22 protein-coding genes are annotated in these 26932 nt (G+C 67.4%); 16 read left to right on the top strand and 6 right to left on the bottom strand.

Going from position 1 to position 26932, the window contains the following annotated elements; translation table 11 throughout:
* The first annotated feature begins 105 nt into the window (after positions 1-105).
* Both AC1RDS_RS16080 and AC1RDS_RS16085 read left to right on the top strand, forming a co-directional pair.
* Positions 106-591, top strand: coding sequence for an Lrp/AsnC family transcriptional regulator (locus AC1RDS_RS16080; RefSeq protein ID WP_348682699.1), 486 nt, complete (start codon positions 106-108; stop codon positions 589-591).
* Positions 592-740: 149 nt separating this feature from the next.
* Entirely contained in the window at positions 741-2456 is a 1716-nt protein-coding gene (locus AC1RDS_RS16085; protein ID WP_348682698.1) for an MFS transporter, read from the top strand.
* 33 nt (positions 2457-2489) lie between these two features.
* Here AC1RDS_RS16085 and mltA read toward each other — a convergent pair whose 3' ends face one another.
* Positions 2490-3647: a murein transglycosylase A gene (gene mltA / locus AC1RDS_RS16090; protein WP_348682697.1), complete on the bottom strand. Its 1158-nt coding sequence runs from the start codon at positions 3645-3647 to the stop codon at positions 2490-2492.
* On the opposite strand from mltA, the gene AC1RDS_RS16095 reads away from it, so the two are divergent.
* Together AC1RDS_RS16095 and AC1RDS_RS16100 are read left to right on the top strand one after the other, a co-directional pair.
* Positions 3646-3783: a hypothetical protein gene (locus AC1RDS_RS16095; protein WP_167544067.1), complete on the top strand. Its 138-nt coding sequence runs from the start codon at positions 3646-3648 to the stop codon at positions 3781-3783. The genes mltA and AC1RDS_RS16095 overlap by 2 nt on opposite strands.
* Positions 3784-3921: 138 nt before the next feature.
* The gene (locus AC1RDS_RS16100) at positions 3922-4569 is read left to right on the top strand and encodes a YiaD family glycine zipper/OmpA-like lipoprotein (protein ID WP_026435544.1); all 648 of its coding nucleotides are present in this window, start codon (positions 3922-3924) and stop codon (positions 4567-4569) included.
* A gap of 30 nt (positions 4570-4599) precedes the next feature.
* Here AC1RDS_RS16100 and AC1RDS_RS16105 read toward each other — a convergent pair whose 3' ends face one another.
* Genes AC1RDS_RS16105 through AC1RDS_RS16120 form a run of 4 tightly spaced genes read right to left on the bottom strand, consistent with a single transcriptional unit; the run spans position 4600 to position 12192 of the window.
* Positions 4600-5229 (bottom strand): response regulator transcription factor, encoded by a 630-nt coding sequence (locus AC1RDS_RS16105; RefSeq protein ID WP_287876983.1) that lies wholly within the window; start codon positions 5227-5229, stop codon positions 4600-4602.
* On the bottom strand, positions 5229-7253 hold the full coding sequence (locus AC1RDS_RS16110) for a two-component system sensor histidine kinase NtrB (protein WP_287876981.1): 2025 nt from the start codon (positions 7251-7253) through the stop codon (positions 5229-5231). Before AC1RDS_RS16110 ends, AC1RDS_RS16105 begins: the two co-directional genes overlap by 1 nt.
* On the bottom strand, positions 7250-8065 hold the full coding sequence (locus AC1RDS_RS16115) for a carbon-nitrogen hydrolase family protein (RefSeq protein ID WP_092697859.1): 816 nt from the start codon (positions 8063-8065) through the stop codon (positions 7250-7252). Before AC1RDS_RS16115 ends, AC1RDS_RS16110 begins: the two co-directional genes overlap by 4 nt.
* Positions 8062-12192, bottom strand: a complete 4131-nt coding sequence (locus AC1RDS_RS16120) for a YhdP family protein (RefSeq protein ID WP_348682696.1) — start codon at positions 12190-12192, stop codon at positions 8062-8064. Before AC1RDS_RS16120 ends, AC1RDS_RS16115 begins: the two co-directional genes overlap by 4 nt.
* Positions 12193-12307: 115 nt before the next feature.
* On the opposite strand from AC1RDS_RS16120, the gene glnE reads away from it, so the two are divergent.
* From glnE to AC1RDS_RS16175, 11 genes are all read left to right on the top strand, one after another.
* The gene (glnE, locus tag AC1RDS_RS16125; protein ID WP_348682695.1) at positions 12308-15079 is read left to right on the top strand and encodes a bifunctional [glutamate--ammonia ligase]-adenylyl-L-tyrosine phosphorylase/[glutamate--ammonia-ligase] adenylyltransferase; all 2772 of its coding nucleotides are present in this window, start codon (positions 12308-12310) and stop codon (positions 15077-15079) included.
* Positions 15080-15290: 211 nt separating this feature from the next.
* Positions 15291-16493, top strand: coding sequence for an HD-GYP domain-containing protein (locus AC1RDS_RS16130; RefSeq protein ID WP_348682694.1), 1203 nt, complete (start codon positions 15291-15293; stop codon positions 16491-16493).
* A 392-nt stretch (positions 16494-16885) separates the two neighbouring features.
* Positions 16886-17416: a glutathione peroxidase gene (locus AC1RDS_RS16135; RefSeq protein ID WP_051248727.1), complete on the top strand. Its 531-nt coding sequence runs from the start codon at positions 16886-16888 to the stop codon at positions 17414-17416.
* Between the two features lie 244 nt (positions 17417-17660).
* Positions 17661-18971, top strand: a complete 1311-nt coding sequence (locus tag AC1RDS_RS16140) for an NAD(P)/FAD-dependent oxidoreductase (RefSeq protein WP_026435537.1) — start codon at positions 17661-17663, stop codon at positions 18969-18971.
* Entirely contained in the window at positions 18968-19759 is a 792-nt protein-coding gene (locus AC1RDS_RS16145; RefSeq protein ID WP_026435536.1) for a DUF1365 domain-containing protein, read from the top strand. The genes AC1RDS_RS16140 and AC1RDS_RS16145 overlap by 4 nt, the downstream gene beginning before the upstream one ends.
* A 26-nt stretch (positions 19760-19785) precedes the next feature.
* A complete protein-coding gene (locus AC1RDS_RS16150) occupies positions 19786-21021 on the top strand; it encodes an SAM-dependent methyltransferase (RefSeq protein WP_026435535.1) in 1236 nt (411 codons plus the stop codon).
* Between the two features lie 50 nt (positions 21022-21071).
* On the top strand, positions 21072-21605 hold the full coding sequence (locus tag AC1RDS_RS16155) for a chalcone isomerase family protein (RefSeq protein WP_026435534.1): 534 nt from the start codon (positions 21072-21074) through the stop codon (positions 21603-21605).
* On the top strand, positions 21602-22876 hold the full coding sequence (locus tag AC1RDS_RS16160) for an MFS transporter (protein WP_026435533.1): 1275 nt from the start codon (positions 21602-21604) through the stop codon (positions 22874-22876). The genes AC1RDS_RS16155 and AC1RDS_RS16160 overlap by 4 nt, the downstream gene beginning before the upstream one ends.
* A 20-nt stretch (positions 22877-22896) precedes the next feature.
* The gene (locus AC1RDS_RS16165) at positions 22897-23439 is read left to right on the top strand and encodes a DUF3833 domain-containing protein (RefSeq protein ID WP_026435532.1); all 543 of its coding nucleotides are present in this window, start codon (positions 22897-22899) and stop codon (positions 23437-23439) included.
* Positions 23436-24218: an SDR family NAD(P)-dependent oxidoreductase gene (locus AC1RDS_RS16170; RefSeq protein ID WP_026435531.1), complete on the top strand. Its 783-nt coding sequence runs from the start codon at positions 23436-23438 to the stop codon at positions 24216-24218. Before AC1RDS_RS16165 ends, AC1RDS_RS16170 begins: the two co-directional genes overlap by 4 nt.
* Positions 24219-24224: 6 nt before the next feature.
* Positions 24225-24680, top strand: coding sequence for a nuclear transport factor 2 family protein (locus AC1RDS_RS16175; protein ID WP_026435530.1), 456 nt, complete (start codon positions 24225-24227; stop codon positions 24678-24680).
* Between the two features lie 77 nt (positions 24681-24757).
* On the opposite strand, the gene AC1RDS_RS16180 is transcribed toward AC1RDS_RS16175, so the two are convergent.
* On the bottom strand, positions 24758-25372 hold the full coding sequence (locus AC1RDS_RS16180; RefSeq protein WP_026435529.1) for a glutathione S-transferase family protein: 615 nt from the start codon (positions 25370-25372) through the stop codon (positions 24758-24760).
* A 102-nt stretch (positions 25373-25474) separates the two neighbouring features.
* On the opposite strand from AC1RDS_RS16180, the gene purB reads away from it, so the two are divergent.
* On the top strand, positions 25475-26854 hold the full coding sequence (gene purB, locus AC1RDS_RS16185) for an adenylosuccinate lyase (RefSeq protein WP_026435528.1): 1380 nt from the start codon (positions 25475-25477) through the stop codon (positions 26852-26854).
* Positions 26855-26932 lie beyond the last annotated feature (78 nt).

Here is a 26932-nt window from a genome sequence, read left to right on the forward strand (position 1 = left end):
AATGGCTTTGCAGGCAGTTTAGGCACTGTGACGCGCTATGTGCTTGCGTTTTCATGCCACGTTTACCCTTGATTCAGAAAGGATCTTTCTTAGAATCTGAAAATCATGCATAGTTTGGACAAATTTGACCTCGCCATCCTGGGCGAACTGCAGGCCAACGCCCGGCTGACCAACGCCGAACTGGCCCAGCGCGCGGGCCTGTCGGCCGCGCCCTGCTGGCGGCGTGTGCGGGCGCTGGAGGAAGAAGGCTTCATCAAGGGCTACCACGCCGAGATCGACCGGCACAAGATCGGCCTGGGGGTGCTGGCCTTCGTGCGGCTGGACGCCGACCGCAGCACGGGCAACCTGACCCGTGCGATGGAAGTGGCCATCCGGCAGATCCCCGAAGTGGTGTCCTGCCACTACATCAGCGGCACCGGCACCTTCGAGCTGCAGGTGGTGGCACGCGACCTGGACAGCTTCTCGCTGTTTGCCCGCGATGTGCTGCTCAATCTGCCCAATGTGAAAGACATGCACACCAGCTTTTCGCTGGGCGAGGTGAAGGACAGCAGCGCCTTGCCGCTCACGCACCTGGCCCGCGGGCGCTCCTGAGCGCTATTTATTCGATAGCATAAGGTGCTTTCTGGTAAGGCGATGTAGGCTGTTTTGCTCCAGTTGCAGCGAAAACCAGACCCTGGTCCACTCCGGGTCGCGCAGGCGGGCGCTGCGCTCCGCGCCCTTACGCAGCACAATGGCGAGCCATGCCTCCACAGCCGCCCCACGACAGCGCCCACGGCGTTTTTCCCGTCCCATCCCCTGATTCCGCCCCGTCGCCGGCCGATGTGGCGGCGGCCGCCCTGGGTGCCGAAGAGGCCGCCACCGCCAGGCTGGACGAAAGCGCGGCCCAGCGGGCCTCTCTTTCGCCGCTGGCGCCGCTGTCGGTGCCGGTATTTCGCATGCTCTGGCTCACCTGGGTGGCGGCCAACACCTGCATGTGGATGAACGACGTGGCGGCCGCCTGGCTCATGACCACACTCACCTCGTCGCCCATCCTGGTGGCGCTGGTGCAGTCGGCGTCCACGCTGCCGGTCTTTTTGCTGGGCCTGCCCAGCGGGGCGCTGGCCGATATCCTGGACCGGCGGCGCTACTTCATCGCCACGCAGTTCTGGGTGGCGGTGGTGGCGCTGGTGCTGTGCGTGGCCGTGCTGGCCGGCGGCATGACGGCGCCGCTGCTGCTGGCGCTGACCTTTGCCAACGGCATCGGCCTGGCCATGCGCTGGCCGGTGTTCTCGGCCATCGTGCCCGAGCTGGTCAGCCGTCCGCAGCTGCCCGCGGCGCTGGCCCTCAACGGCGTGGCCATGAACGCCTCGCGCATCATCGGCCCGCTGCTGGCCGGCGCCATCATCGCCAGCGCCGGCAGTGCCTGGGTGTTTGTGCTCAACGCCGTACTCTCGGTGGTGTCGGGCCTGGTGATCATGCGCTGGAAGCGCGCCCATGTGCCCAGCCCGCTGGGCCGCGAAAAGCTGCCCAGTGCCATGCGCGTGGGCCTGCAGTTCGTGCACCAGTCGCCGCGCATGCGGGCCGTGCTGTGGCGCATCGCCGTGTTTTTCCTGAACGCCACGGCGCTGATGGCCCTGCTGCCGCTGGTGGCCAAGGGGCTGAATGGCGGTGGCGCGGGAACGTTCACGCTGCTGCTGGCCTCCATGGGGGCGGGCGCCATCGTGGCGGCCATGTTTTTGCCGCGCCTGCGCCAGGCCATGGCGCGCGATGTGCTGGTGCGCCGGGGCACGCTGCTGCAGGCAGCCGCCATGGCGGTGATGGCCATGGCATCCAATGTCTATGTGGCCGTGCCCGCCATGGTGCTGGCGGGCATGGCGTGGATCACCACGGCCAATTCGCTCAGCGTGTCGGCCCAGCTGGCCCTGCCCAACTGGGTGCGCGCGCGCGGCATGTCGATCTTCCAGATGGCCATCATGGGCGCCACCGCGCTGGGCGCCGCCTTGTGGGGGCAGGTGGCCACGGTGGCGTCGGTGCACCTCAGCTTGGCGCTGGCCGCGCTGACCGGCGTGGTCGCCATGGCCCTGGTGCAGCGCCTGGTGACCGACCGCCACATGGAAGAGGACCTGAGTCCTTCGCAGGCCTTCAAGGCGCCCGTGGCGGCCACGCCGCCCGAGGCCGGGCGCGTGGTGGTCACCATCACCTACACCATCGACCCGGCGCGCGCCACGGAATTTCGCACCCTCATGCAGGAAAGCCGCCGCAGCCGCCTGCGCCAGGGGGCGCTGTCGTGCGATTTGCTGCACGACCTGGCCGATCCGGCGCGCTATGTGGAGCAGATCGTGGACGAGTCCTGGACCGAGCACCTGCGCCGCTTTGACCGGGTGACCGCGTCGGATGTGGCGCTGCGCGAGCGCAAGCTGGCGTTCCATCGGGGTGAATCGCCCCCCGAGGTAGTGCGCTACCTCATGGAGCGCTGATACTGCAAGGGGATTCGCTTCGACGCGGCCCGCTCAGCGCGGCCACAGCGCCCACAGGCGCAGGCCCTGCTTGAGCCGCCCCGCCAGCTCGCCCGCCTCGGCGCCCCAGCCGGCAAAATAGTCGGCCCGCACCGCGCCCACGATGGCGCTGCCGGTGTCCTGCGCCATCACCAGGCGCTGCATCGAGATCTGCGGGCCCCGGGAGGCCAGCCATACCGGCGTGCCATAGGGAATGCTCTGGCGGTCCACGGCGATCGAGCGGCCGGGCGTGAGGGGCACGCCCTGCGCGCCGCGCGGGCCGAACCGGGCATCCAGCGGGCTCAAGGGCTCTTCGCGAAAGAACACATAGCGCGGGTTGCTCCACAGCAGCTCGTTGGTGCGCTGCGGGTTCTGCGCCAGCCAGGCGCGGATGCCCGGCCAGGTGGCATCGCGCGTCGCGCCCTGGTCCAGCAGCCAGCGGCCCACGCTCTGGTAGGGCTGGTCGTTGGTGCCGGCGTAGGCCACGCGCACGGTGGTGATGCGGCCGTCGGCCTCGGTGATCTGCAGCCGGCCCGAGCCCTGGATGTGCAGCACCATGGATTCGATTGGGTCGCGCAGCCAGGCAATCGCCCGGCCCTGCAACGCGGCCTGGGCCTCGGGCAGGGTGTCGATCTGCTGGCGCGTGTACCAGGGCTTGCGGGCGCCGTGGCCGGCGGGCAGGCCGTACACCGGCACGGTGTAGCCGTTGCCGGGCTGCCGTGCGGCGTCGATCATGGGCTCGTAGTAGCTGGTGAGCAGGCCTTCGGCATTGCCATCGGCGGTCTCGACGCGGTAGGGCTGCAGGCGCTGCACCATCCAGGCGCGCTGCTCTTCGGCGCTGGCAATGCTGAGCTGGCGCACTTCGCCGCACAGGGGGGCGAAGGCGGGCGCCGGGCGCTCGCAGCCCTTGATCCAGGCGTTCCAGGCTTCGTGCAGGGCGTCGTCGGCAAAGCCGGGCAGTTCGGCCCAGCGCACGGGCACCCAGCGGCTCCTGGGCTGCACCATGGCCGAAGGCAGCGGTGCGGTGTCGCCCGGCAGGGCCACGCCTGCGGTGGGCGGCGGCGCCGGGATGGCCCCGGACCGCGCGGGGCTTGGCGTGGGCGCGGTGGAGCAGGCCGCCAGCGTTCCTACAATCAGCGCCGTCATCACAAGGCGCAGGAGTGTCATTTTCATGGGGCTGATTTTGCTTGAAGCGTTGCTGGCGTTGGCGGTGCTTGTGCTGATTGTCTGGTGGACGATGTTTTCCGGTCGCCAGCGGGGTGAACTGAAAGCACCGCCGGACGATGGCACCGACCCGCCCGCGCAATGAATGCAGGGCTGGTATTCGCAAGCTTTCGTCCTACACAAGGCGCGCAGGCTGGCCGATATGCTTTCGAAGGCGTAGAGTCACAATTCCGAGTCAATATCGGATTTGTATGCCGTCCCATCATTCACAAGGAGCCTAGCCATGCGCAAATACCTTCTTTCCGGCGTCGCCGCCGTTGTAATCCTGGCCACCGGTTGCGCCGAGATGAGTGATACCCAGCGCCGCACCGCCACGGGCGCGGGCGTGGGCGCGCTGGCGGGCGCCGTGCTCAGTTCGGCCACGGGCGGTCGCGCGGGCACGGGTGCCGTGGTGGGTGCCGGCGTGGGAGCCCTGGGCACCTACATCTGGTCGCAGAACATGGAGCGCCAAAAGCGCGAGATGGAGCAGGCCACCCAGGGCACGGGCATCGCCGTGACCCAGACGCAGGACAACCAGCTCAAGCTGGATATCCCGAGCGATATCTCCTTTGCCGTGGGCCGCTCGGACATCCAGTCCAACTTTGCCCCGGTGCTCGACCGCTTCGCTGACGGCTTGCGCAACAACCCCAATACGGACGTGCGCATCATCGGCCACACCGACAGTACCGGCAGCGACGCCGTGAACAACCCGCTGTCGCTGGACCGTGCGGCCAGCACGCGCAACTACCTCACGGGCCGGGGCGTTGATGGGCGCCGCATCTCCATCGAAGGCATGGGCGCGCGCCAGCCCATTGCCACCAACGACACGGCACAGGGCCGCAGCCGCAACCGCCGGGTTGAAATTTACGTGGGTGAGCGTCCCCGCGGCTAAAGCGGTACGCAGCGGCGCACCGGTGGTCCGTCAGGGCCCGGTGCGCAGCAGGTTGGCCAGCTCCACCGCCGACTTCACCTGCATCTTGTCGAATACCCGCGCACGGTGCACCTCGACCGTGCGCACGCTGATCTCCAGCTGGTCGGCGATCAGCTTGTTGGGCAGGCCGGCGACCACGAGGTCCATCACATCGCGCTCGCGCTCGGTCAGATCGTGCAGGCGTGTCTGCAGGCTGCTGCGCTGGCGCACCTGTTCCAGCTGGGCTGCCGACTGCGCCAGCGCCTGCTCGATGCGATCCACCAGTGCGTTGTCGGAAAAAGGCTTTTCATAGAAATCGAAGGCGCCGCGCTTGACGGCATCAACCGCTGTGGGAACGTCGGCATGGCCGGTCAGGAAGATGACCGGCATGGCGGGCAGCTCGCCCCGCGCCAGCAGCACATCGAACAGGGCCAGGCCGCTCATGCCCGGCATGCGCACATCCAGCAGCAGGCAGCAGGGCTGGCGCAGCGCGGGATGTGCCAGCCGCATCGCATCAAAAGCCTCTGCGCTGTCGAACGATTCGCTGAGCAGGCGGCGGGAGCGCAGCAGCCAGGCCAGCGCTTCGCGCACGCCCGCATCGTCGTCCACGATGTACACAATAGCGTCGGATACAGGTTCCATCAGGTCGGGGTCGGTTGGCAGACGGGCAGGGTGAAGGTGAATACCGTACCACGCGGCGCATGGGACTCGTACGCGAGGAAGCCGCCGTGCTGCTCGACCACCGTGCGGCACAGGCTCAGGCCCAGGCCCATGCCTTCGGCACGCGTGGTAAAGAACGGCGTGAACAGCTGCTGTGCCACCTCGGGCGCGATGCCGACGCCGCCGTCGGTGACCGAGATCTCCAGCCACCCGCTGTAGGCATTGGACGCCCCCCGCCGCACCCGGATGTCCAGAATGCGCGGGTGGATGGCCGGGTCGTCCATGGCCTGCATGGCATTGCGCGCCAGGTTCAGCAACACCTGCTCGACCATGGTGCGGTCGCACAGCGTGCGTGGCAGATGGGGCTCCACCGTGGTGTGCACGCGCACGCCCAGCTTGCGGGCCTGCAGGCTGATGAGGGGCAGGATGGCATCGAGCAGCTCCTGGGGCGGAACGGCCTCGCGGGTCTGGTCGCGGCGGCGGACGAAATCGTGCACGCTCTTGATCACGCGTCCGGCACGCTCGGCCTGGCGGGCAATGTGCTGCATCGCCATGCGCACATCCTCCAGGTTGCCGGGGGCGCTGGAATCGAGCAGGTTCAGCGACCCGGTGGCATAGCTGGAAATGGCCGCCAGAGGCTGGTTGAGTTCGTGGCTCAGCAGCGACGCCATCTCGCCCACGGTGGCCAGTCGCGCCGTGGCCTGCAGGCGTTCCTGCGAGGCGCGGGAGAGTTCTTCGATGCGGCGCTGTTCGCTGATGTCCAGAAATGCGCTCATCCAGCCCGTGTGCAGCCCCTGGGCATTGATCAGCGGGGCCTCGATGATGAGCACCGGAAAACGCGTGCCATCCTTGCGCATGAAGACCGATTCGAAGCCCTCGCGCGGCGGCATGCCACCGGCAAAGCGCGTGGCCTGGCGCTGCCGGTATTCATCGGCATATTCGGGCGGCCAGTAAGGGGCGGACGTGCTTTGCCCGAGCAGCTCCTGCGGGCTGAACCCCACCATGGCGCAGAACGCGGGGTTGACGTACGTGATGTGCCCCTGCAGGTCACGCGCGCGCAGGCCCGTCACCAGGGAGTCTTCCATGGCCTTGCGAAAGGCGAGCGCATCCGCCAGGTCCCGCTCTGCACGCAGCCTGCGCCGGTTGTCCCGCACCAGCACCACCATCACGGTCACCAGCGCAATCGACATGGCGGTGACCAGCGCGGTCAGCACGTTGGGAAAGAGATTGGGTGCACCGTGCCAGCGGTCCATGCGCAGCACCAGCGTGGTCCCCGGCAGATCGAGCAGCTGCTGGGCCGTGAACATGCGCGTGCCGCGTCTGGCCGCGCCCAGTACGGCCAGCCGGGTGCCATCGGCCTCGGTGAACGAGGCCTCCTGGCTGCGGGTCAGGTTGTGCCCCACCAGGTCCACCAGCATTTCTTGCAGTGAATAGGTGGCCACCAGGAAGCCGGACGGACGCCCGGCGCTGTTGAGTGGCAGGCACAGCTCCATCATCTCCGACCCCATGCCATCGCCATGGGGCTGGAAATAGCTGCCCGAATACGCCGGCGCGCCCAACCGGCGGGCATTGGTGCAGGCAAGTGCCGCATCGGTATGCGCGTCCTCGCGGCTCGCGGCATCCCACGACAAGGGGCGGTAGGGCGTCTGGGCATGCGCGCGCAGGCGCAGGTTGTTGTCCCGCCACTCGATGCGCACCAGTTCGCGGCGCAGGCGCAGCAGTTCGGTCGCATTGACCTCCCAGGCCAGCAGGCCGGGGTCGCCCGCCTGGAGCGCCTGCAGGCTCTGCACGTTGCGTGAAAGCGCCGTGCGGATGTCGGAACCCGCGTCTGCTGCATCCCGCTCCAGCCGGGACTGCACCTGGCTGGCCTCGTAACGCCCGGCCAGCCACACCAGCGTGATCAGCATGGACGCCACCAGGACCACCAGCAGGGTCCAGAGCGACCACCGGCGCCAGGCGCTGCGCCAGCGCTGCCAGGGTGTACGGGTGCGTGGCGGCAGCGTCACAGGGCGCGGTGCTCCAGCGCTGGCAACTGCGTGCGCACCTGGCGCACGCGCCCGGCATCCAGGTCGCCCAGCACCACGCCCGGGCCTTGCGCCAGTGTGTTGACGATCTGGCCCCAGGGGTCCACCAGCATGCTGTGCCCCCAGGTCTGGCGGCCGTTTTCGTGCACTCCGCCCTGCGCGGGGGCCAGCACGTAGGCCAGGTTTTCCACCGCCCGCGCCCGCAGCAGCAGTTCCCAGTGGGCCTGTCCCGTGGTGTGGGTGAAGGCGCTGGGTACCAGCAGCAGGTCGGCCCCGGCATGGGCGTATAGGCGGTACAGCTCGGGAAAGCGCAGGTCGTAGCAAACGCTCAGGCCAACGCGCCAGGTGTGGCCCGTGCGTGCTGTCAGGTCAAAGTGCACCGGTGCAGCCCCCGCCTCGATCACCCGGCTCTCGTCAAAATGCTCACGCCCGTTGTCAAACCGAAAAAGGTGGATCTTGTCGTAGCGCGCAGCGCATTGGCCCGACGGGGCATACGCCAGCGTGGTGTTGCGCACGCGCGCCGGATCACCGGTCTGCATGGGCAGGGTGCCGCCCACCACCCACATCTGCAACTCCTGTGCAGCGCGGGCAAGAAACGCCTGCACCACCCCTTCGCCCGGGGTTTCGCGCAACGCCAGCTTGTCGATGTCGCGCAACCCCATGGCACAAAAATACTCGGGCAGCACGGCCAGTTCGGCCCCTGCGGCTGCGGCGTGCTCCAGCAGGCGGCGGGCCATGGCCAGGTTGTCGCTGCGCTGCGTGCCGGAGACCATCTGCAGTGCTGCGACTTTCATGAGGGCTCTCCTGCAGGCGCGGCAGGCGCCTTGGGTCCTTGTGCGGTACCCGGAGGCACGGCGGCGCTGCCAGACTCCCGGCCACGCCGGGCAATGCGCACGATGTTCGGGTCGGTCCAGGTGCCATCGATCCGGAATTCCTGGGTGGCCGCCTCGATCAGGGGGCCGCGCAGAAACACCTGGGCGAGAAAACTGCCCAGTCCAATGACCGGGTTGATGGCCGTGGCGACCAGCGAGGCGGTCATGGCATTGATTTCAGGCACCACCACCACATGCAGGTCCTGCGTTTCGTGGCCGATGTCGGCTTTGCCCTCCATGAGTACCGCCGCGTTGACGCCCTTCATCTGCAGGTTGTTGGTGATGGCGACGCCTTGCTCGATGCGTACGTCGCCCCGCACGAAATCGAACGCGAAACCCTCGCTGAACACGTCGCGAAAATCCAGCGTCAGGCGGCGCGGCAGGGCCTGCAGGCTCAGCACACCGAGCAGCTTGGCCAGCCCCGGATCTGCCTTGAGAAACTGGCCAGACTCCACGTTCAGGTTGATCTGCCCGGTCATGGAGCGGTAGTCCGGGCTCATGGGTGCACCGATCCAGGCCACCTGCCCCTGCATGCGGCCCTTGCCGTGGCGCACCACGTTTTCCATGCCGAAACGGGCGAGCAGATCGCCGGAGTCGCGGATGTCGAGCTGGAAATCCATCACTGTGCGGCGGCGCAGCGCGCGCTCGCCACCGGCCTGCACCGCCCAGTTGCCGCTGCCGGTGAAGCTGGCTTCGGGCGTCGAGATGTTGAACTTGTTCAGCCGCCACTCGCGCTGGGCCGCTTCCCCCCGGTTCTGCGCTTCGATCTCCACGCGGCCGAGTTTGCGGCCCCGCAGATCAAAATCGTCCACCACGATATCCAGCGCGGGTATCGTGCCGGGTTGCTCATCCAGCAGCGCCTCGAACTGCGTGGCGGCGCTCTGCGGCAGCTTCATGCGCGCCAGGCGGGCAAAGATGCGGCCCGCCGGGTTGTCCCGGGCGCCCGCAGGCCGGTATTCGACATAGCCATTGAGCTCATCGGCGTCGAGGTTGGCACGCCAGGTGGAGTTCTCCCGCGAGCCGCCCACCACCAGGTTGTGCAGCGTGCGCCCTTGCGCGGTGAGCGTCTGCGCACGCACGGCGAAGGTGGTGGGCAGATAGTCCGGTGCCGCGCTGCCGGCGCTGCCGGCTGCCGGGGTGGCGGCGTCGGTGGTGGTCGCCTGGGTCAGCACTTTGTCCCAGGCGTCCACATCCAACAGTGCTGAATGGATGTTGGCCGCCACACCGTCCGCCGGCATGGGCGCGGTTTCGCCCGCCGCCAGACCGATGCCGATGGCGCCACGCACCACGCGCGTCTGGTTGCCCTGGTGCTCGCGCAGGTAGCTGGCCGATCCCAGCGGGCCGAGGTCCAATGTGAGCTGGTCACGCACTGGCGGCATGGCCGTGCCTGTGGGAACCGCGCCCAGGGATTCCCGGGCGACCTGGGTCTCAAAGCGCACCGGCAGCGTGGCATCGGCGGTCTTGGCCAGCGGCGCGGGCAGCGCCAGCCCCAGTCCCTGCAAGCTGGTGGTGACCAGAATCTCGGGGATGCCCCTGCGAAATGCCAGCGCCAGCGTGTAGGGCGTGCTGCCGGTGGCGCTGCGGGCCAGTTGCGAAAGCATGCCCAGCTGCCGTGCCTGCTGCAGCCCCTCGGCGGTGGCGGTGCCTTGCGCCCGCAGCTGTATGGCGGACTCCGTCGGGGCGGCACTGGCAGGCAGCGCACGCATGCCGCCTTCCAGGCGCAGGTCGCCGCCCAGTGCGTGCGCCTGCACCCCGTTCACGGAAAAGCCGGTATCGGTAAATTGCACGGTGCCGCGTGCGCGCGACAGCGGCGGTGTTTCGGGGGTGATATGCACGTCATTGCCCGCGAGCACCACACTGCCTTGCACCTTCGATTGGTCGATGTCGGAGATCGGCAGGCTCAGCCGCAGCTGCAAACCGGCCTGACCCGTGCCGCTGGCCTGGTCGAGGGCGTGGCCCGTCATGCGCGCCAGCGGCGAGGTGCGCAGGATGGTCAGCAGTTCGGCCAGCGGCCCGCGGGCATCGGCGTTGACGGCGACCACGGTGTGGGACAGATCGGGAATCTGCGCTTCCACCTTGGCCAGCCGCACGCCCGGTGTGCCGGCAAAACCCCCGGTGGCGCCCCGCACCTGCATGGACGAACGCTCGAAAACCAGTTCGCCCGACAGTTGCGTCAGTGCGGGCCAGGGCAGTGCGTCGCGGGGTTGCAGCCGGGGTGGAACATAGGCATAGGTCACATCCTTGACGCGGGCTGCAATGCGGAAATCTCCCTGGCGGGGATCGTTGAAGGGAAGATGGTTCAGGTCGCCCTTGATGCGGAACTGCACGTTGCTGGCACTGCCGGCCTGGATGGCATCGCGCACATAGTGGCGTGATTCGGCCGGGATGGACAGGGGCAGATAGCGGTGCACGCGGGTGCCGTCGGCGCGCACCAGCGTTCCCGTAAGGTCCATCACGCCGGGAAAGCGCGAAAAGTGGGGGCCCTGGCTGGCATCGCTGGTATGCCAGCTGGCGCGCAACTCACCCTGCGCGTCCGCGTTGGCAAACCGGACATTGCTCGCCTGCACCGCCAGGCGCTGCCCCTCCACCTGCCAGCGCAGCTCTGCGCTCAACTGGTCCAGCGGCAGGACCGGCTCTTCAAACGCCCCGGGCAGGACCAGAGCGCCCGACGCGATGGCCAGGCTGGCCTTGCCGCCCGTGTGGGTCATGTCGATGTCCATGCTGGCGCCGCGCAGGCCGGGAATGGTGTTGCCCGCCTCGCGCTCGCCAGCCGCCAGGGCCAGTCCGGTGACCTTGCCGCGCACCTGGTATTGCTGCAAGGCCTCCAGCGGACCGCGCCAGGTGGCTTGCACTTCGTCGACCAGTCCCCGGGGAGCGTAGGTTTGCAGCGCCGTGTGGGCGGTGGCACCGATGGGCAGCCGGCTGCCAATCTGGGCCAGGGCGGCAAGGTCCAGGCGGTCTGCACGCAGCTCGCCCTGGGCGGGCGCCTTGCCTGCGGCCTCCGTGTATTGCAGGTGCAGGTTTCCGCCGGGCCACACCAGGCCATCATCGGTTTCGAACTGCAACCCCTGCGTATGGAGCTCCAAACCCCCTTCCAGCCGTCGGGCTCCCAGTCGGCCTGCGATGGATGGCAGCGCCAGCGCCTTGAGCTGCGGCCCCAGCGTGGCACGGACGTCGGTCAGCGCCAGGTCGGCCGTGCCACCCACGATCTGGCCGCGCTGTACGTCGGCCCATGCGCGAACGGCGCCCCGGCCTTGTGCCACCTCGACGCCCAGGTCGGCGTGGTGGCGCAGGCGGGACACATCCACGCGCGAAAAATCGGCAAAGAGCTGGCCGCTCCAGTGCTGCCAGTTGCCGTCGCGTACGCGCAGCAGCGGCGCGCGAAACCGCCCGGTCAGCGTGAACCGGTCGCCCCAGGCGGCCGGCGGCGTGGCGGCAATGCGCATGTGGTGCTGCCAGTTGCTGTTGCGCAGCAGCACATCGACATTTTCCAGCGCCAGCTCGGGCGCGCCGCGCTGCTCATCGGTCCAGCGCAGGGTGCCACCCCGGACGATGACTTCCCCCTGGGAAAACAGCCAGTCTGCCGCCTCGCTGCTCTCGCCCGGGGTCTCGGAGAAGCGCAGGCCCGCCACCACAATGCGGCCATCTGGCTGCCTGCGGATGTCGAGATCGGGCTGCTCAATGTAGAGCTGCTCGAAACCCCGGTTCAGCAGAGAGCGCGGAGACAGGGCCACCACCACGCGCGGCAGTTGCAGCGCGGCCCGCCCCTGGGCATCCAGCAGCGCCACATCCAGCAGCTCTATCGAAGGGAGCCAACCTTCCGAGCGCGCCGCGATCGACCCGATGCGCACCGGTACCCCTAGCGCCCGCGCGGCCTGCGCCTCAAGTTGCGGGCGAAACTCACCAATACGCGGCACAATCCAGCCATGCAGTGCACCCCACGCCACGGCCAGCAGCAGCCACAAGGCCAGCAGGCAGCCCAGCGACCATCGCGCGAACCCGGCGACGAATCGCAGCAGGCGTGTGGGGCGATTGGATGGATCGATCATTGGTGGGGTTGAATGTGGCAGGAATTATGACCCGCGACCGCAGGGTGGGTTCAGTGAAAACCGGTGTCCTTTGAACAGGTTCTTATGTATGCAGCGGCCCCCCGCGTGACCCACCATGTCAACTTCTTCCTCTGAGTTTTCTGACGGCAGCACGGCTGCCCCTGCCGACCTGGCCGAATACTCCCGCTTCTTCCAGCGCCTGCACCGGCGCTATGCACAAGACCTGGCCTTGCTACCGGCAGGAGCACCGCACAAAGGCACCATGGCGCAGGCCTTTGCTGCACTGCAGGCCAGGGGGTGCGACACCGCCACCGCCCTGCGTGTGCTGCGCCAACTGGTCATGGAGCGGTTGATCCGGCTCGATTGCGACGCCCAGGCGCCGCTGGCAGACATCACCCGCGCCGTCACCGAGCTGGCCGAATTCGCGCTGGATCAGTCCTGCCTCCAGGCCCGCCGCGAACTCGACAACCGCCATGGTGCACCACAGGGGCCCGACGGCCAGCCCGTGCCCCTGTGGGTGATCGGCATGGGCAAGCTCGGCGCGCGGGAGCTCAATGTATCCAGCGACATCGACCTGATCTATGTGTACGCGCAGGACGGCGAAACGGCCGGCAACGCCGAGGGGCGTGGCCGCATCTCCAACCATGAATATTTCGCCCATGCGGTGAAGATCATCTACAGCCTGGTGGGCGATACCACCGAGCACGGTTTCGTCTTCCGGGTGGACCTTGCCCTGCGTCCCCATGGCAACTCCGGCCCCGCCGCCGTGTCGCTGGCGGCACTGGAGGACTACCTGCAGGTGCAGGGACGCGAGTGGGAGCGTTTTGCCTGGCTCAAGAGCCGGGTGGTGGCGCCATACAGCTGCATCGGCAGTGCCGAAGTGCTGGCGCTGCGCAGCGTGGTGCTGCCGTTCGTGTTCCGCCGTTACCTGGACTACAGCGTGTTTGACGCGCTGCGCACCTTGCACCGGCAGATCCGCGAACATGCTTCCCGGCGCAGCGCCGGGCACCCCGAGCGCGCCAACGATGTGAAACTGTCCCGCGGCGGCATCCGCGAAATCGAATTCACCGTGCAGCTGCTGCAGGTGGTGCGCGGCGGGCAGTTTCCCGAATTGCGCCGTCGGCCCACGCTGGATGCGCTGCAACGCCTCGCCCAGGCCGGGCTCATGCCCCAGGGAACGGCCGATGCGCTGGCGCGGGCCTATGTGTTCCTGCGCCGCGTGGAGCACCGCATCCAGTACCTGGATGACCAGCAGACCCATGTCCTGCCCACGCGCGACGACGACCTGGCCTGGATTGCCCGCACCATGGGCCACGGCGATTGCTGCGGCTTTCTGCATGAACTCGACGCCCACCGTGAACTGGTGGCACAGGAGTTCGACACCCTGCTGGGCGGCAATGGCAAGAAGGAGTGCAATGGCGGCGGATGTGGCGGGCCGCGTGCGGTTGCCGCCCCACCGCCTGAACTGGAAGGGCTGCTTGAGCAGCTGCCCGCCGGTTTTCGGGAACGCGTGGCCGAATGGCGCACCCATCCCCGCGTGACTGCGCTGCGCGACGAAGCGCGCGCCCGGCTGTTCCGGCTGGTCCAGCGCACGGCCCAGTGGCTGGGCGAAGGGCGCGTCACCGGGGAAGCCGCCGTGCGGCTCGTCAACTGGCTGGAGCCCCTGCTGCGCCGCGAAAGCTATCTGGCCCTGCTGCTGGAGCGCCCCTCGGTGCATGAGCAGTTGCTGCACCTGCTGGGCGCTGCCCGATGGCCCGCACGCTACCTGGTGCAGCACCCCGGCGTCATCGATGAGCTGGTGGGCGACACGCTGCTGGCCGAACGTTTTGTCGTGGCCGATTTTGAGCGCGAGCTCGCCCTGCGGCTGGCATCGCTGCAGTCCACCGGTGAGGACGACGACGAAACCCTGCTGAATCTGCTGCGCCGCGCGCAGCACGCGGAAACCTTCCGGACGCTGGCCCGCGATGTGGAGCACCGGATCACGGTCGAGCAGGTGGCCGATGACCTCAGCGCCCTGGCCGACAGCGTGCTGCGCATTTCCGCGCAGTGGTGCTGGAGCCGCCTCAAGAACCGGCACCGCGAAACCCCGCAATTCGCGATCATTGGCTACGGCAAGCTCGGGGGCAAGGAGCTGGGCTACGGGAGCGATCTCGACATCGTTTTCGTATTCGATGACGACGACGAACGTGCCCCCGAGATCTATGCGGCCTTTGTGCGCAAGCTCATCAACTGGCTTACCGTGAAGACCGGCGAGGGCGATCTGTACGAAATCGACACGGCACTGCGCCCCAATGGCAACTCCGGCCTGTTGGTCACCAGTTTCAATGCCTACGCGGCCTACCAGCAGCAACGCGGCAGCAACACGGCATGGACCTGGGAACACCAGGCGATGACGCGGGCGCGCTTTGTGCTGGGCAGTGCGGCCTTGCAGGCCCGGTTTGATGCCGTGCGCGAAGCCGTGGTCACCTCCCCGCGTGACCCGGTTGCGTTGAAGGCAGAGATCGTGACCATGCGCGAGCGTGTGCGTTCGGCCCATCGCACGCGCGACGGGCAGTTCGATGTGAAGCACAGCCCGGGCGGCATGGTGGACGCCGAGTTTGCGGTGCAGTACCTGGTGCTGGCACATTCCGCCAGGCACCCTGAACTGGTGGGCAACGTGGGCAACATCGCGTTGCTGCAGCGCGCCGAGCAGGTGGGGCTGCTGCCCGCCGGGGTGGGGCACGCCGCCGCCGACGCTTACCGCGAACTGCGGCGTGTCCAGCACCGCGCGCGGCTGGACGAGGTGCCCACCGAGGTCACGCCCCCAGCGCTGCAGGCTGAACAGAGCGCGGTGCTGGCGCTCTGGCATGCGGTTTTTGGCGAGGCTCCGATTCTTCCGGCCGTGTGAAAGGCCAGCGCCTCATCGTTGGGGAAACCCCGGTGCACTGGCGCATCCATTGCGCAGAGCGTCCACGAGCCGCCTCGCCGGTGACGGCATCCAGTCCGGGGTGGGGCAGAAAACCGGCTTCCCCCGCAGATGGGACCTTGGAGCGGCGTGCGGCGTTGCGCGTTCATAGTCCTTGCCAACGGGATGATTGTTAGATAATGTAACGAGAACCATGCGCCTTGTTGCCCTGAACATCGAGTCCATCCCGTTGGGTCAGCCCCTGCCTTTTGAGCTGCGTGGCGCGGATGGCGCTTTGCTGGCGCAAAAAGGCGATGCCATTCGCACCCGCGCCGAACTCGATGCGCTGGTGGCGCGCGGCCTGAGGCTCTGCGTGGACACGGACGAATCGGACGACAGCCACCGTGCGTACCTCGCCCCGCTGCAAAAAATGCGGCTGTCCGAAACCTCCCTGGGGCAGATTGCCGCGCTGAAGATCCAGGCAGGTGCGCAGTCCGGCGGCGAACGCGGCGGCAAATATGTGCCCGATTGGCCGGAATGGCAGTTGCGCGCCACCCAGCTGCTGCGCGCGCCGCTGGCGGGTGATTTCGATGGGCGCTTTCAGTCCTTGCACAGTGAACTGGCCCGTCACTGCGAGCAAACGCCCGATGCCACGCTGTTGGCGCTGATCTATCTTTCGGCGCAGGAAACCCGCATGTACAGCGCCACCCACGCCATGCTGGTGTGCTGCGTGTGCATGGTGGTGGCGCGCGAAATGCTGCACTGGCCCGACGAGCGGGTGCGACAGCTGGGCAGCGCTGCGCTCACCATGAATATCGCCATGACTGAGCTGCAGGATCAGCTGGCCCAGCAGTCCCAGCCGCTCACCTCGCAGCAGATCGAGGCGGTGCAAGACCACTCCAGCCGCTCCGAGCAGTTGCTGCGCAGGCTGGGTGTTGCAGACCCTGCGTGGCTGGAAGCGGTGCTCTGCCATCACCAGCGCACGCCAGGCCCGCTGGCCAAAAGATCCGAGGCCCGGCAGATGGCGCGCCTGCTGCAGCGCGCCGACATCTTTGGCGCCCGGCTGGCCCCCCGCGTGGCGCGCTCTCCCATGCCGGTCACTGCCGCCCTGCAGGCCAGTTACTACGACGAAGCGCACCAGGTGGACGAGGCCGGCGCGGCGCTGGTAAAGACACTGGGCGTGTACCCGCCCGGGGCTTTTGTCCGGCTGGCCAACCAGGAAGTGGCGGTGGTGCTGCGGCGCGGCGCAACGGCCACGACGCCCCGTGTGGCCGTGGTGATGGACCGCGAAGGCATGCCCACGGGCGAGATGATTCCGCGTGATACCTCCCACGCCGCCTGGAAGATTGCCGGCGTGGTGGCCTGCCGGGACGTCAGGGCGCAATGGCCCCTGGCCCGTTTGCTGGCCCTGGTGTAGTGCAAGCCGCGCAGGTTGCGCGGTGGGCCCGAAGGCCGCCTCTTTTCCCTTGCCTCGCTGAAACTGCCCTGGACGCAAGGTCCCTGCCATCGGCGGCGGCGTTCCACGGCGCTCAGCCTGCAAGGCCGATCTCCGGCCATTGCGCCGCCCTTGGGGTGGCCTTGCGCTTTCACCGTGGTGAAAGGTGTCCCATACCCTGCGCCAGAACCGGTGGTGTCGGCCAATGCACGCAGTGGTATCTGTGAAAAATACTATTTGGTATAAATAAATACCAAGTGGTGTAAAATATGATGAGATGGTCAAATTCCAGGAGAGTCTCCATGAAATGCACCGAAAAACCCTTGTCTCGCTGCACGAGAATCCTTTGCACAGTGGGCCTGGCCGGGGCAGCGATGCTGTCGGGCGCGGTGGCGCACTCTGGCGAGGCGCAGGCCTGCCCGCCAACCCTGCAGCACACCTTTGACCGGCTGCAGGATGAAAAGCCGCAGTCGCTGTGCCAGTACAGCGGCAAGGTGGTGCTGATCGTCAACACCGCCAGCTATTGCGGGTTCACGGGGCAATACAAGGGGCTCGAAGAACTCTATGCCCGCTACAAGGACCAGGGGCTGGTGGTGCTCGGTTTCCCGTCCAACGATTTCTCCCAGGAAAGCGGCAGCAACCAGCAGATTGCCGAATTCTGCGAAAACACCTTCGGTGTGAAGTTTCCGATGTTCGCCAAGAGCAGCGTCAAGGGCCCGGAGGCATCGCCCTTGTTTCGCCAGCTGGCGCAGCTCTCGGGCGGTGCACCCCGCTGGAACTTTCACAAATACCTGCTCGGGCGCAACGGGCAGCTGGTGGACAGCTACTCCAGCCTGACGGCACCCGGCAGCAAGGGTCTGGTGCGCGCCATCGAACAGCAACTGGCCACGCCCGAACTCCGGTGATTTCCATGACTTCGTTACGCACGGCTGTTTTTTTTTACGCCACGGGCTGGAACTTTGGCGGTATAACTCCACTCAGTAGATTGCAAGAGCGCATTGGGCGCCTTACCAGTTTGACGTTGCGAAGCCTTTCGGGCCCCCGGGTTCCGACTGACCTCCTGGAGCGCTTCTCCTCCCTCCCTCTCTTATTCGTTTCGGGACGCTTCGCAACTTTTTTATTCCAGGCGCCGGCCAGAGGGGGCCGGCCATGAAAGTCGCCATCATCGGCTCCGGCATCTCCGGACTGTCCGTAGCGCACGAATTGCGCGGCCAGGCGGCCATCACCCTGTATGAGGCGGGTGACTACTTTGGTGGCCACACCCACACGGTGGACGTCATGCTGCCCGATGCGTCGGGTCGATCCGTCACGCATGGCGTGGACACCGGTTTTCTGGTTTTCAACGAGCGCACCTACCCCCATCTCATCCGTCTGCTGACCGAGCTGGGTGTCGAGACGGCAAAGTCCGACATGTCGTTTTCTGTGCAGGTGCCGGGCGCCCTGCGCCGTGGGCGCACGCTGGAGTGGAGCGGCACCAGCCTGAGCACCGTGTTTGCCCAGCGTTCCAACCTGGTCAACCCGCGCTTTCTGGGCATGCTGCGCGACCTGCTGCGCTTCAACCAACTGTGCACGCGCATTGCCGAGCAGCAGGCCGAGGCAGCGCTGATGCAGCCGCTGGGTGATTTCCTCCAGGAGCACCGCTTTGGTGAGGCGTTTCGCGACTGGTACTTCCTGCCCATGCTGGGTTGCATCTGGAGCTGCCCTACCGACCAGATGCTGAAGTTCCCCGTGGCCACCATGATCCGGTTCTGCCACAACCATGGCCTGATCCAGGTGAGCCACCGCCCGCAATGGTGGACGGTGTCCGGTGGCGCGCGCCACTACGTTGACAAGATCGTGGCAGGCATTGCCGACAAGCGCCTGAACACCCCCGTGCGCCGCATCGAGCGCGACGCGGCCGGTGTGCGCGTGGTGACGGCAGGCCACACAGAACACTTTGACAAGTTGGTGCTGGCCACGCACTCCGACCAGTCGCTCGCGCTGCTGGCCCAGCCCACCCTGCAAGAGCGTGCGGTGCTCGGTGCCATCCGCTACCAGGCCAACCGCGCCGTGCTGCACACCGACACCTCGGTGCTGCCCGCGCGCCGTGCCGCCTGGGCTGCGTGGAACTACGAGCGTGCCCGGCAGCGCAGCCGCGAGTCGGCCCGCGTGTGCCTGCACTACCTCATCAACCAGCTGCAGCCCGTGCCGTTTGCCCAGCCCGTGGTGGTGTCGCTGAACCCGGTGCGCGACATTGCGCCCGAACACGTGATCGGTAGCTACGAGTACGCCCACCCGGTGTTCGACCTGGCCGCCATCCGCGCGCAGCAGCAGGTGGGCCAACTGCAGGGGCAGCAGCACACCTGGTTCTGCGGCGCCTGGACGGGCTATGGCTTCCACGAGGATGGCCTCAAGTCCGGCCTGGCCGTGGCCGAGCAATTGCGGACGGCCCTGCCCACACCTCTGGCGGAGGCCGCGTGAGCCACGCCCCGGCCCCACCCGCAGCGCCCCTGATCGGCTTCGGCCAGGTGCGCCACACACGGCTGCGGCCGACGTGGCATGCGTTTGCCTACCCCACGTTTTTCCTGATGCTGCCCATGCGCAGCCTGACCAAAGTGCGGGGCGCACTGGCCGTGAACCGGGCGGGCGCCATCAGCTTTCATGACGTGGACCATGGCGACGGCCGCGGCGCCGCGCAGGGCGGTGCGCTCGCCTGGCTGGACGAGCTGCTGCGCACCGAAGGCATCACCGACGCTACGGGCGAGGCCTGGCTGCACTGCTACCCGCGCGTGCTGGGCTACACCTTCAAGCCCGTGAGCTTCTGGTACTGCCACCGTGCGGACGGCCGCCTGCGCGCCATCGTGGTCGAGGTGAATAACACCTTTGGCGAGCGCCACTGCTACCTGCTGGATGCGCCGCAATATGGCGTGGAGCAGCAGGCGCGCAAGGTGTTCCACGTGTCGCCGTTCTGCGAGGTGAGCGGCAGCTACCGCTTTCGCTTCATGCGCACCGAGGCCAGCGCACAGGACGCGGGCCGAACCGTGGTGCGCATCGACCACGACGACGACACCGGCCCGCTGATCCAGACCAGCGTGAGCGGCACCTTGCACGCCATCACCGCACAGACATTGCGCCGCGCGCTCTGGGGCTACCCCGCCATGACGCTGGCCATCATTGTCCGCATCCACTGGCACGCGCTGCGGCTGTGGCTCAAGCGCGTGCGCTTCCATCGCAAGCCCGAGGCGCCTGCCGCCGCCGTGACCCGTTGACCTCCCTGCACAACGAGACTGCCGCCATGAACTCCACCACCGCGCCCCGCACCGCCCCACGATCCGCACAGACGCTGCCTGCCGGCACGCCCGCTGCCGCGCGCACGGCGCTCAGGCTCCTGCAGCGGCTGCAGCATGGCCACCTCACGGTCCAGCTGCCAGACGGCACGCTGCAGCACTTCGGGCATGGCAACGGTCCGTCGGCCGCCATCACGTTCAAGAACTGGAAGGTGTGCAGCGCCGCGCTCAAGTCGGGCGACATCGGCTTTGCCGAGAGCTACATCGCGGGCGACTGGACCACGCCGCACCTCACCGACCTGCTCAAGCTCCTCATCGCCAACCGCCAGCAGGTCGAAGGCGTGATCTACGGCACCTGGGCGGGCCGCCTGCTGTACCGCATCAAGCACCTGCTCCACCGCAACACGCGCGCCAACAGCCAGAAGAACATCCACGCCCATTACGACCTGGGCAATGCGTTCTACGAACTGTGGCTGGACGACACGATGAACTATTCGTCCGCCTGGTTCGAGGGTGACGCGGGCGGCGACCTGCGCACCGCCCAGCACGCCAAGGTGCGCCGCGCGCTGCGCATGGCGGGCGTGCAGGCGGGTGACCGTGTGCTGGAAATCGGCTGCGGCTGGGGCGCGCTGGCCGAGATGGCGACCACCGAATTCGGCGCGTCCCTCACCGGCGTGACGCTGTCCACCGAACAACTCGCGTTTGCGCAGCAGCGCATGGCGCAGCATGATGTCGCAGACAAGGCCGACCTGCGCCTGCAGGACTACCGCGACATCCAGGACGGCCCGTACGACGCCATCTGCTCCATCGAGATGGTCGAGGCCGTGGGCCGCGAATACTGGCCCACCTATTTCGAGTCGGTAAACCGCCTGCTCAAGCCCGGCGGCAAGGCCTGCATCCAGAGCATCGTCATCGACGACAGCCTGTTTGCACGCTACATCAGCTCCACCGATTTCATCCAGCAGTACATCTTCCCCGGCGGCTGCCTGCCCTGCCCACGCGAGTTCCGCCGCGAGGCCGAGGCCGCGGGCCTGCGCGTGGCGGACGAGTTTACCTTTGGCCAGGACTACGCCGAAACCCTCAAGCGCTGGCGCGAGCGCTTTCTGGCGCAGCGCGCACAGATCCTGCAGCTGGGGTTCGATGAGCGCTTCCTGCACATCTGGGAGTTCTACCTGGCGTACTGCGAGGCGGCGTTTGCGATGGGCAACATCGACCTGGTGCAGTACACGCTGGCCAAGGACTGAGGGACGCCATGAAAAATATAGCTGCCACCGCAATATTCACTGGCGCATTGATGGGTTTGGGCCCTCACACCGCGCTGGCGCAGGTGGCAGAGGCCAGCGCAGCCGCTGCAGCCCCGTTGTCGGGTGCCCGGCTGGTGGGGCAGGGGGTGCTGCGCTTTCTGGGGTTTGAGATCTACCGGGCGCGGCTGTGGGTGCAGCCCGGCTTTGATGCCGACCACTACGCTGCCCACCCCCTGGCGCTGGAGCTGACCTACCACCGCGATTTTTCGGCCGAGGCCATCGCCAAGCGCTCCATCGAAGAGATGCGCCGCGTGGGCCGCTTCACGCCCCAGCAGGCCACGCGCTGGCAGCAGGCACTGGCCGCCGCCTTGCCGGATGTGAAGGCCGGCGACCGGCTGCTGGGCCTGTACCAGCCCGGCGCAGGCGCCGTGTTCAAGATGGGCGGGCGTGTGGTGGGCGAAGTGGCTGACGCCGAGTTTTCGCGCCTGTTCTTCGGCATCTGGCTGTCGCCCCAGACCTCCGAGCCCGGACTGCGGCAGGAGCTGATCGCGGCCACCCGCACCCCAAGCCAAGGCCCGCAATGACCACCGCCACGCCCATTCGCGCCGGCCAGGGCCTGGCCTATGGGCTGCTGGGCCTGCCGCTGGCATTCGTGGCGCTGCCGCTGTATGTGCTGCTGCCCAACCACTACGCGCGCGAGTTCGGCATGCCGCTGGCCACGCTGGGCGCGGTGCTGCTGGCGGCGCGCTTGTTCGATGCGGTGTCGGACCCGCTGCTGGGCCGCCTGTCCGACCACCTGTTCGGCCGCTCGGTGCGCGCCGTGCTGGCGGTGGGCGCGGTGTCGGCCATGGTGCTGGCGCTGGGGCTGATCAGCCTGTTCTTTCCGCAGGTAGCCGGGGCCGATGCGCTGATGGCCTGGGTGCTGGTGGCGCTGCTCATCACCTACACCGCCTACAGCCAGCTGGGCATCGCGCACCAGTCCTGGGGCGCACGCCTGGGTGGCGACGAGCTGCAGCGCGGCCGCATCGTGGCCTGGCGTGAAGGTGCCGCGCTGGTGGGCGTGGTGCTGGCCTCGGTGCTGCCCGCGCTGCTGGGGCTGCCGGTCATGCTGAGTGTGTTTGCCATCAGCCTGTTGCTGGGCTGGTGGGCCTGGACGCGGGCGCCGCGCCCGGTGATGGCGATGGATGTCGGCGTCTATCGCCCGCCGCAGCGCGCCAGCCTGTGGCGGCCCTGGGGGCGCCCTGCGTTCCGCCGCCTGCTGGCCGTGTTCATGCTCAACGGCATAGCCAGCGCCATCCCGGCCACGCTGGTGCTGTTCTTCATCCAGGACCGCCTGCAGGCCCCGCCCGCGCAGGAGCCGATGTTCCTGGCCGCTTATTTCGTCTGCGCAGCGCTGTCGATCCCGCTGTGGCTGCGCGCCGTGGCGCGCTGGGGCCTGGCGCGCACCTGGCTGGCGGGCATGCTGCTGGCGATTGCCGTGTTTGGGTGGACTGCGTTCCTGGGCGCAGGCGATGTGCTGCCGTTCCTGGCGGTCTGTGCGCTCTCGGGTGTGGCCCTGGGCACCGACCTGGCCCTGCCCAGCGCCCTGCTGGCCGGTGTGATCGCGGCCGAGGGCGACAGCGGCCAGCACGAGGGTGCGTACTTTGGCTGGTGGAACTTTGCCACCAAGCTCAACCTGGCGCTGGCCGCCGGCCTGGCGCTGCCGCTGCTGGGCTGGTGGGGCTACACCCCGGGCACACGCAGCGACGAGGGATTGCAGACTCTGGGCATGGCCTACGCCGTGCTGCCCAGTGTGCTCAAGCTGTTGGCTGCGGGTGCGCTGCTTGCCCTGGTCCTGCGGCCATCCCGAACCTGATCCGACTCCAGGTGAATTCCATGATGCAACGACGCCTCCTCCTCTCCGCCGCAGTGGCTGCGCCCGTGGTGCTGTCCGGCTGCGCCAGCCAGCGCATTGACGGCTACGCCAGCGAAAAACCGGTGCTCGACCTGGCCCGGTATTTCAACGGCAAGATCGACGCCCACGGCATCTTCCAGGACCGCAGCGGCCAGATCGTGAAGCGCTTCGCCGTGGTCATGGACTGCGCCTGGGCGGGCAACGAGGGCGTGCTCGACGAAGCCTTCACCTATTCCGACGGCACCACGCAGCGCCGCATCTGGCGCCTGACCCAGCACGCCGACGGCCGCTATACCGGCACCGCCGACGATGTGGTGGGCACGGCCCACGGCCAGACGCGCGGCAACGCCTTCCGCTGGAACTACACCCTGGCCCTGCCCGTGGATGGCAAGGTCTACCACGTCGATCTGGACGACTGGATGTACCTCATCGACGACCGCGTGATGCTCAACCGCGCGACCATGCGCAAGTTCGGTGTGCGCCTGGGCGAGATCACCCTGTCCTTTACCAAGCGCGCACCATGAAGCTCAACCCACCCTTGCGCGACTGGCAGGGCCGCCGGGCCTGGCTCATCGGGGCCAGCAGTGGCATTGGCCGGGCCACGGCGGCGGCGCTGCATGCGCGCGGCGCGCAGGTCATCGTCTCGGCCCGGAGCAGCGATGCGCTGAACGCCTTTGCCCGGCAGCACCCCGGCAGCACGGCGCTGGCCTTTGACACGGCCGAGCCGGCCCAGGTGCAGGCCGCCGCCGCGCAGGTGCTGGCGGGCGGTGCGCCCGACCTGGTGTGCTACTGCGCGGGCTACTACCGTGACATGCGCGCCACCGACTTCGACCTGGCCGTGATGCTGCGCCACGAGCAGATCAACTACAACGGCGCACTGCATGTGCTGGCCGCCGTGCTGCCCGCCATGCTCACCGCAGCCCAGGCCGGGCACCCGGGGCATGTGAGCCTCATCAGCAGCGTGGCGGGGTTCCGGGGCCTGCCCAAGAGCCTGGCCTACGGGCCCACCAAGGCTGCGCTCATCCACCTTGCCGAGGCGCTGTACCTGGACCTGCATGACCTGGGCATGGGCGTGAGCGTGATCAATCCCGGCTTCGTGGCCACGCAGCTCACGGTGCGCAACGACTTCACCATGCCCGCGCTGATCTCGCCCGAGGCGGCGGCGGCGGCCATCTTGCGGGGCTGGGAGCGTGGGCATTTCGACATCCACTTTCCCAAGCGCTTCACGCGGGTGATGAAACTGCTGCGCGTGCTGCCGTACCGGTGGTACTTTCCGGCAGTCCGCAAGTTCACAGGCCTTTGAATTTTCATGCAGCCACCAGAAATCACCGCGTCCACCGAGCAGGCCGTCACCCGCGTGGCGGCGTTTTTCGAGCAGCTTTCACTGGCCGATATCGCCGCCATCGGCCAGCTCTACGCCCCCGATGCGCGCTTCAAGGACCCGTTCAACGAGGTGCAGGGCGTGCCCGCTATTCAAGCCATCTTTGCCCATATGTTCGAGGCGCTGGAGCAGCCCCGTTTCGTGGTCACGGGCCGCGTGGTGCAGGGGCAGCAGTGTTTTCTGACCTGGGATTTCTTGTTCGCATTCAAGAACTTCCACCGGGGTGTGCCCCAGACCGTACGCGGCGCCTCGCACCTGGTGCTGAACGATCAGGGCCTGGTGGCGCTGCACCGCGACTACTGGGATGCCGCCGAAGAGCTGTATGCAAAGTTGCCCGTTGTCGGAGGGCTGATGCGCTGGCTGCAGCGGCGCGCGGCCCAATAGCGGTCCCTGTCTGTCTCAGAAACAAAGATGCCGGCAAGAGCCGGCATCTTTTTTGGGACACCAAGCTCCGTGAACGGTCAGAACGGCCGGGTGTCCGCAAAGCTCGGGCGCAGCATCAGCTTGTCGAGCAGCTTGCCCAGGTTGGGGTACTCGCTGCGCCAGTCGATCTGGGGGAAGCGGAACTCCAGCCAGCCCAGGGCGCAGCCCACAGCGATGTCCGACAGGCTCAGGTGGATGCCGCTGCAAAACGGCTTGTCGCCCAGGCCCTGGCTCATGGACTTGAGGCAGTCGTTCACCTTGTGCAGCTGGCGGTCGATCCAGGCCTGGCTGCGTTCACCGTCCTGGCGGCCCGCCCAGGTGGCCTCCAGCCGCGCGAGGATGGCCGCGTCCACCAGGCCGTCGGCCAGTGCCTCCCAGGTCTTGACCTCGGCGCGTTCGCGTCCCTGCGCGGGGATGAGCTTGCCCACGGGCGAGAGCGTGTCGAGGTATTCCACGATCACGCGCGAGTCGAACACCGCCTCGCCGCCCTCCATCACCAGGCAGGGCACCTTGCCCAGCGGGTTGGATTTGGCAATGGCGGTGTCATCGGCCCAGACGTTTTCCTGCACGAACTGGTAGTCGAGCTTTTTTTCTGCCATCACGATGCGCACCTTGCGGACGTAAGGACTGGCGTTGGCTCCGATCAGTTTCATGTTTCTTCCGTTGCGCGGGGTTGTCTGTTCCATACGCTGGCGATTCTATCGGCAGCGGCCCGCGGGGCGCTGACCGGGTGCGCACGCCTACAATCTCGCGCCATGAGCCTGTCCACCATTACCGCCCTGTCGCCGCTTGACGGCCGTTATGCCAGCAAACTTGCCGCCCTGCGGCCCATCATGAGTGAACACGGCTACATGCAACGCCGTGTTCAGGTGGAAGTGGCCTGGTTCATCGCGCTGTCCGATGCCGGATTTGCCGAGTTCAAGCCGCTGACCACCGGTGCCCGCGCCTACCTGCTGGGCCTGGTCAAGAATTTCTCCGAGGCCGATTCGGCCGCCATCAAGGAGATCGAGAAAACTACCAACCACGACGTGAAGGCCGTCGAATACTGGATCAAATCGAAATTCGAAGCCCGTCCCGAGCTGGAAAAGGCCTCGGAATTCGTGCATTTCGCCTGCACCAGCGAAGACATCAACAACACCAGCCACGCGCTGCAGCTGCGCGCGGGCCGCGACCAGGTGGTGCTGCCGGGCCTGGACCGCATCATCCTCAAGCTGCGCGAGATGGCCCACGCCTTTGCCGACGTGCCCATGCTCAGCCGCACCCATGGCCAGACAGCCAGCCCCACTACGGTGGGCAAGGAAATGGCCAACGTGCTCATGCGCCTGCAGGCCGCCAGCGAGCGCATTGCGGCCATCAAGATCCTGGGCAAGATGAACGGCGCCGTGGGCAACTACAACGCCCACCTCTCGGCCTGGCCCGATTTCGACTGGGAAGCCTTCAGCAAGAACGTCATCGAGACGCCCGAGCCGCTGGGCCTGGGCCTTACCTTCCAGCCCTATTCCATCCAGATCGAGCCGCACGACTACATGGCCGAGCTGTTCGACGCCGTGGCGCGCGCCAACACCATTTTGGTGGACCTCTCGCGCGACATCTGGGGCTATGTGAGCCTGGGCTACTTCAAGCAGCGCCTGAAGGCCGGCGAGATTGGCTCGTCCACCATGCCGCACAAGGTCAACCCCATCGACTTCGAGAACGCCGAAGGCAACCTGGGCCTGGCGAATGCGCTCCTTCGGCATCTGTCCGAAAAGCTGCCCATCAGCCGCTGGCAGCGCGACCTGACCGACAGCACCGTGCTGCGCAACATGGGCGTGGCCCTGGGCTATGCCGCGCTGGCCTATGCCTCGCTGCTCACGGGCCTGAACAAGCTGGAGCTGAACGAAGAAGCCCTGGCCGAAGACCTGGACGCCGCCTGGGAAGTGCTGGCCGAGCCCATCCAGACCGTGATGCGCCGCTATGGCGTGCAGGGCGCCTACGAAAAGCTCAAGGAAGTGACCCGCGGCAAGACCGTGACGGCCGAGGCGCTGCACGCGCTGATCAACGGGCTGGAGATTCCGCAGGCCGACAAGGCCCGCCTGCTGGCCATGACGCCCGGCAGCTACACCGGCAAGGCCGCCGAACTGGCGCGGCGCGTCTGACCACTGGTTTTTAGCCGTTTTGGCCTCTGGCGTTTGTGTATCAAGCGCCAGCAGCTATCTATTTCATAGTGAGGCTGC

The sequence above is a fragment of the Acidovorax sp. GW823-FHT02H02 genome, from assembly GCF_058797075.1.

What these genes read in the sequence shown, in the direction of transcription:
- AC1RDS_RS16080 (WP_348682699.1), top strand. Translation starts at nt 106, where the DNA reads ATGCATAGTTTGGACAAATTTGACCTCGCCATCCTGGGCGAACTGCAG.
- AC1RDS_RS16085 (WP_348682698.1), top strand. Translation starts at nt 741, where the DNA reads ATGCCTCCACAGCCGCCCCACGACAGCGCCCACGGCGTTTTTCCCGTC.
- AC1RDS_RS16095 (WP_167544067.1), top strand. Translation starts at nt 3,646, where the DNA reads ATGGGGCTGATTTTGCTTGAAGCGTTGCTGGCGTTGGCGGTGCTTGTG.
- mltA (WP_348682697.1), bottom strand. Translation starts at nt 3,647, where the DNA reads ATGAAAATGACACTCCTGCGCCTTGTGATGACGGCGCTGATTGTAGGA.
- AC1RDS_RS16100 (WP_026435544.1), top strand. Translation starts at nt 3,922, where the DNA reads ATGCGCAAATACCTTCTTTCCGGCGTCGCCGCCGTTGTAATCCTGGCC.
- AC1RDS_RS16105 (WP_287876983.1), bottom strand. Translation starts at nt 5,229, where the DNA reads ATGGAACCTGTATCCGACGCTATTGTGTACATCGTGGACGACGATGCG.
- AC1RDS_RS16115 (WP_092697859.1), bottom strand. Translation starts at nt 8,065, where the DNA reads ATGAAAGTCGCAGCACTGCAGATGGTCTCCGGCACGCAGCGCAGCGAC.
- AC1RDS_RS16120 (WP_348682696.1), bottom strand. Translation starts at nt 12,192, where the DNA reads ATGATCGATCCATCCAATCGCCCCACACGCCTGCTGCGATTCGTCGCC.
- glnE (WP_348682695.1), top strand. Translation starts at nt 12,308, where the DNA reads ATGTCAACTTCTTCCTCTGAGTTTTCTGACGGCAGCACGGCTGCCCCT.
- AC1RDS_RS16130 (WP_348682694.1), top strand. Translation starts at nt 15,291, where the DNA reads ATGCGCCTTGTTGCCCTGAACATCGAGTCCATCCCGTTGGGTCAGCCC.
- AC1RDS_RS16135 (WP_051248727.1), top strand. Translation starts at nt 16,886, where the DNA reads ATGCTGTCGGGCGCGGTGGCGCACTCTGGCGAGGCGCAGGCCTGCCCG.
- AC1RDS_RS16140 (WP_026435537.1), top strand. Translation starts at nt 17,661, where the DNA reads ATGAAAGTCGCCATCATCGGCTCCGGCATCTCCGGACTGTCCGTAGCG.
- AC1RDS_RS16150 (WP_026435535.1), top strand. Translation starts at nt 19,786, where the DNA reads ATGAACTCCACCACCGCGCCCCGCACCGCCCCACGATCCGCACAGACG.
- AC1RDS_RS16155 (WP_026435534.1), top strand. Translation starts at nt 21,072, where the DNA reads ATGGGTTTGGGCCCTCACACCGCGCTGGCGCAGGTGGCAGAGGCCAGC.
- AC1RDS_RS16160 (WP_026435533.1), top strand. Translation starts at nt 21,602, where the DNA reads ATGACCACCGCCACGCCCATTCGCGCCGGCCAGGGCCTGGCCTATGGG.
- AC1RDS_RS16165 (WP_026435532.1), top strand. Translation starts at nt 22,897, where the DNA reads ATGATGCAACGACGCCTCCTCCTCTCCGCCGCAGTGGCTGCGCCCGTG.
- AC1RDS_RS16170 (WP_026435531.1), top strand. Translation starts at nt 23,436, where the DNA reads ATGAAGCTCAACCCACCCTTGCGCGACTGGCAGGGCCGCCGGGCCTGG.
- AC1RDS_RS16175 (WP_026435530.1), top strand. Translation starts at nt 24,225, where the DNA reads ATGCAGCCACCAGAAATCACCGCGTCCACCGAGCAGGCCGTCACCCGC.
- AC1RDS_RS16180 (WP_026435529.1), bottom strand. Translation starts at nt 25,372, where the DNA reads ATGAAACTGATCGGAGCCAACGCCAGTCCTTACGTCCGCAAGGTGCGC.
- purB (WP_026435528.1), top strand. Translation starts at nt 25,475, where the DNA reads ATGAGCCTGTCCACCATTACCGCCCTGTCGCCGCTTGACGGCCGTTAT.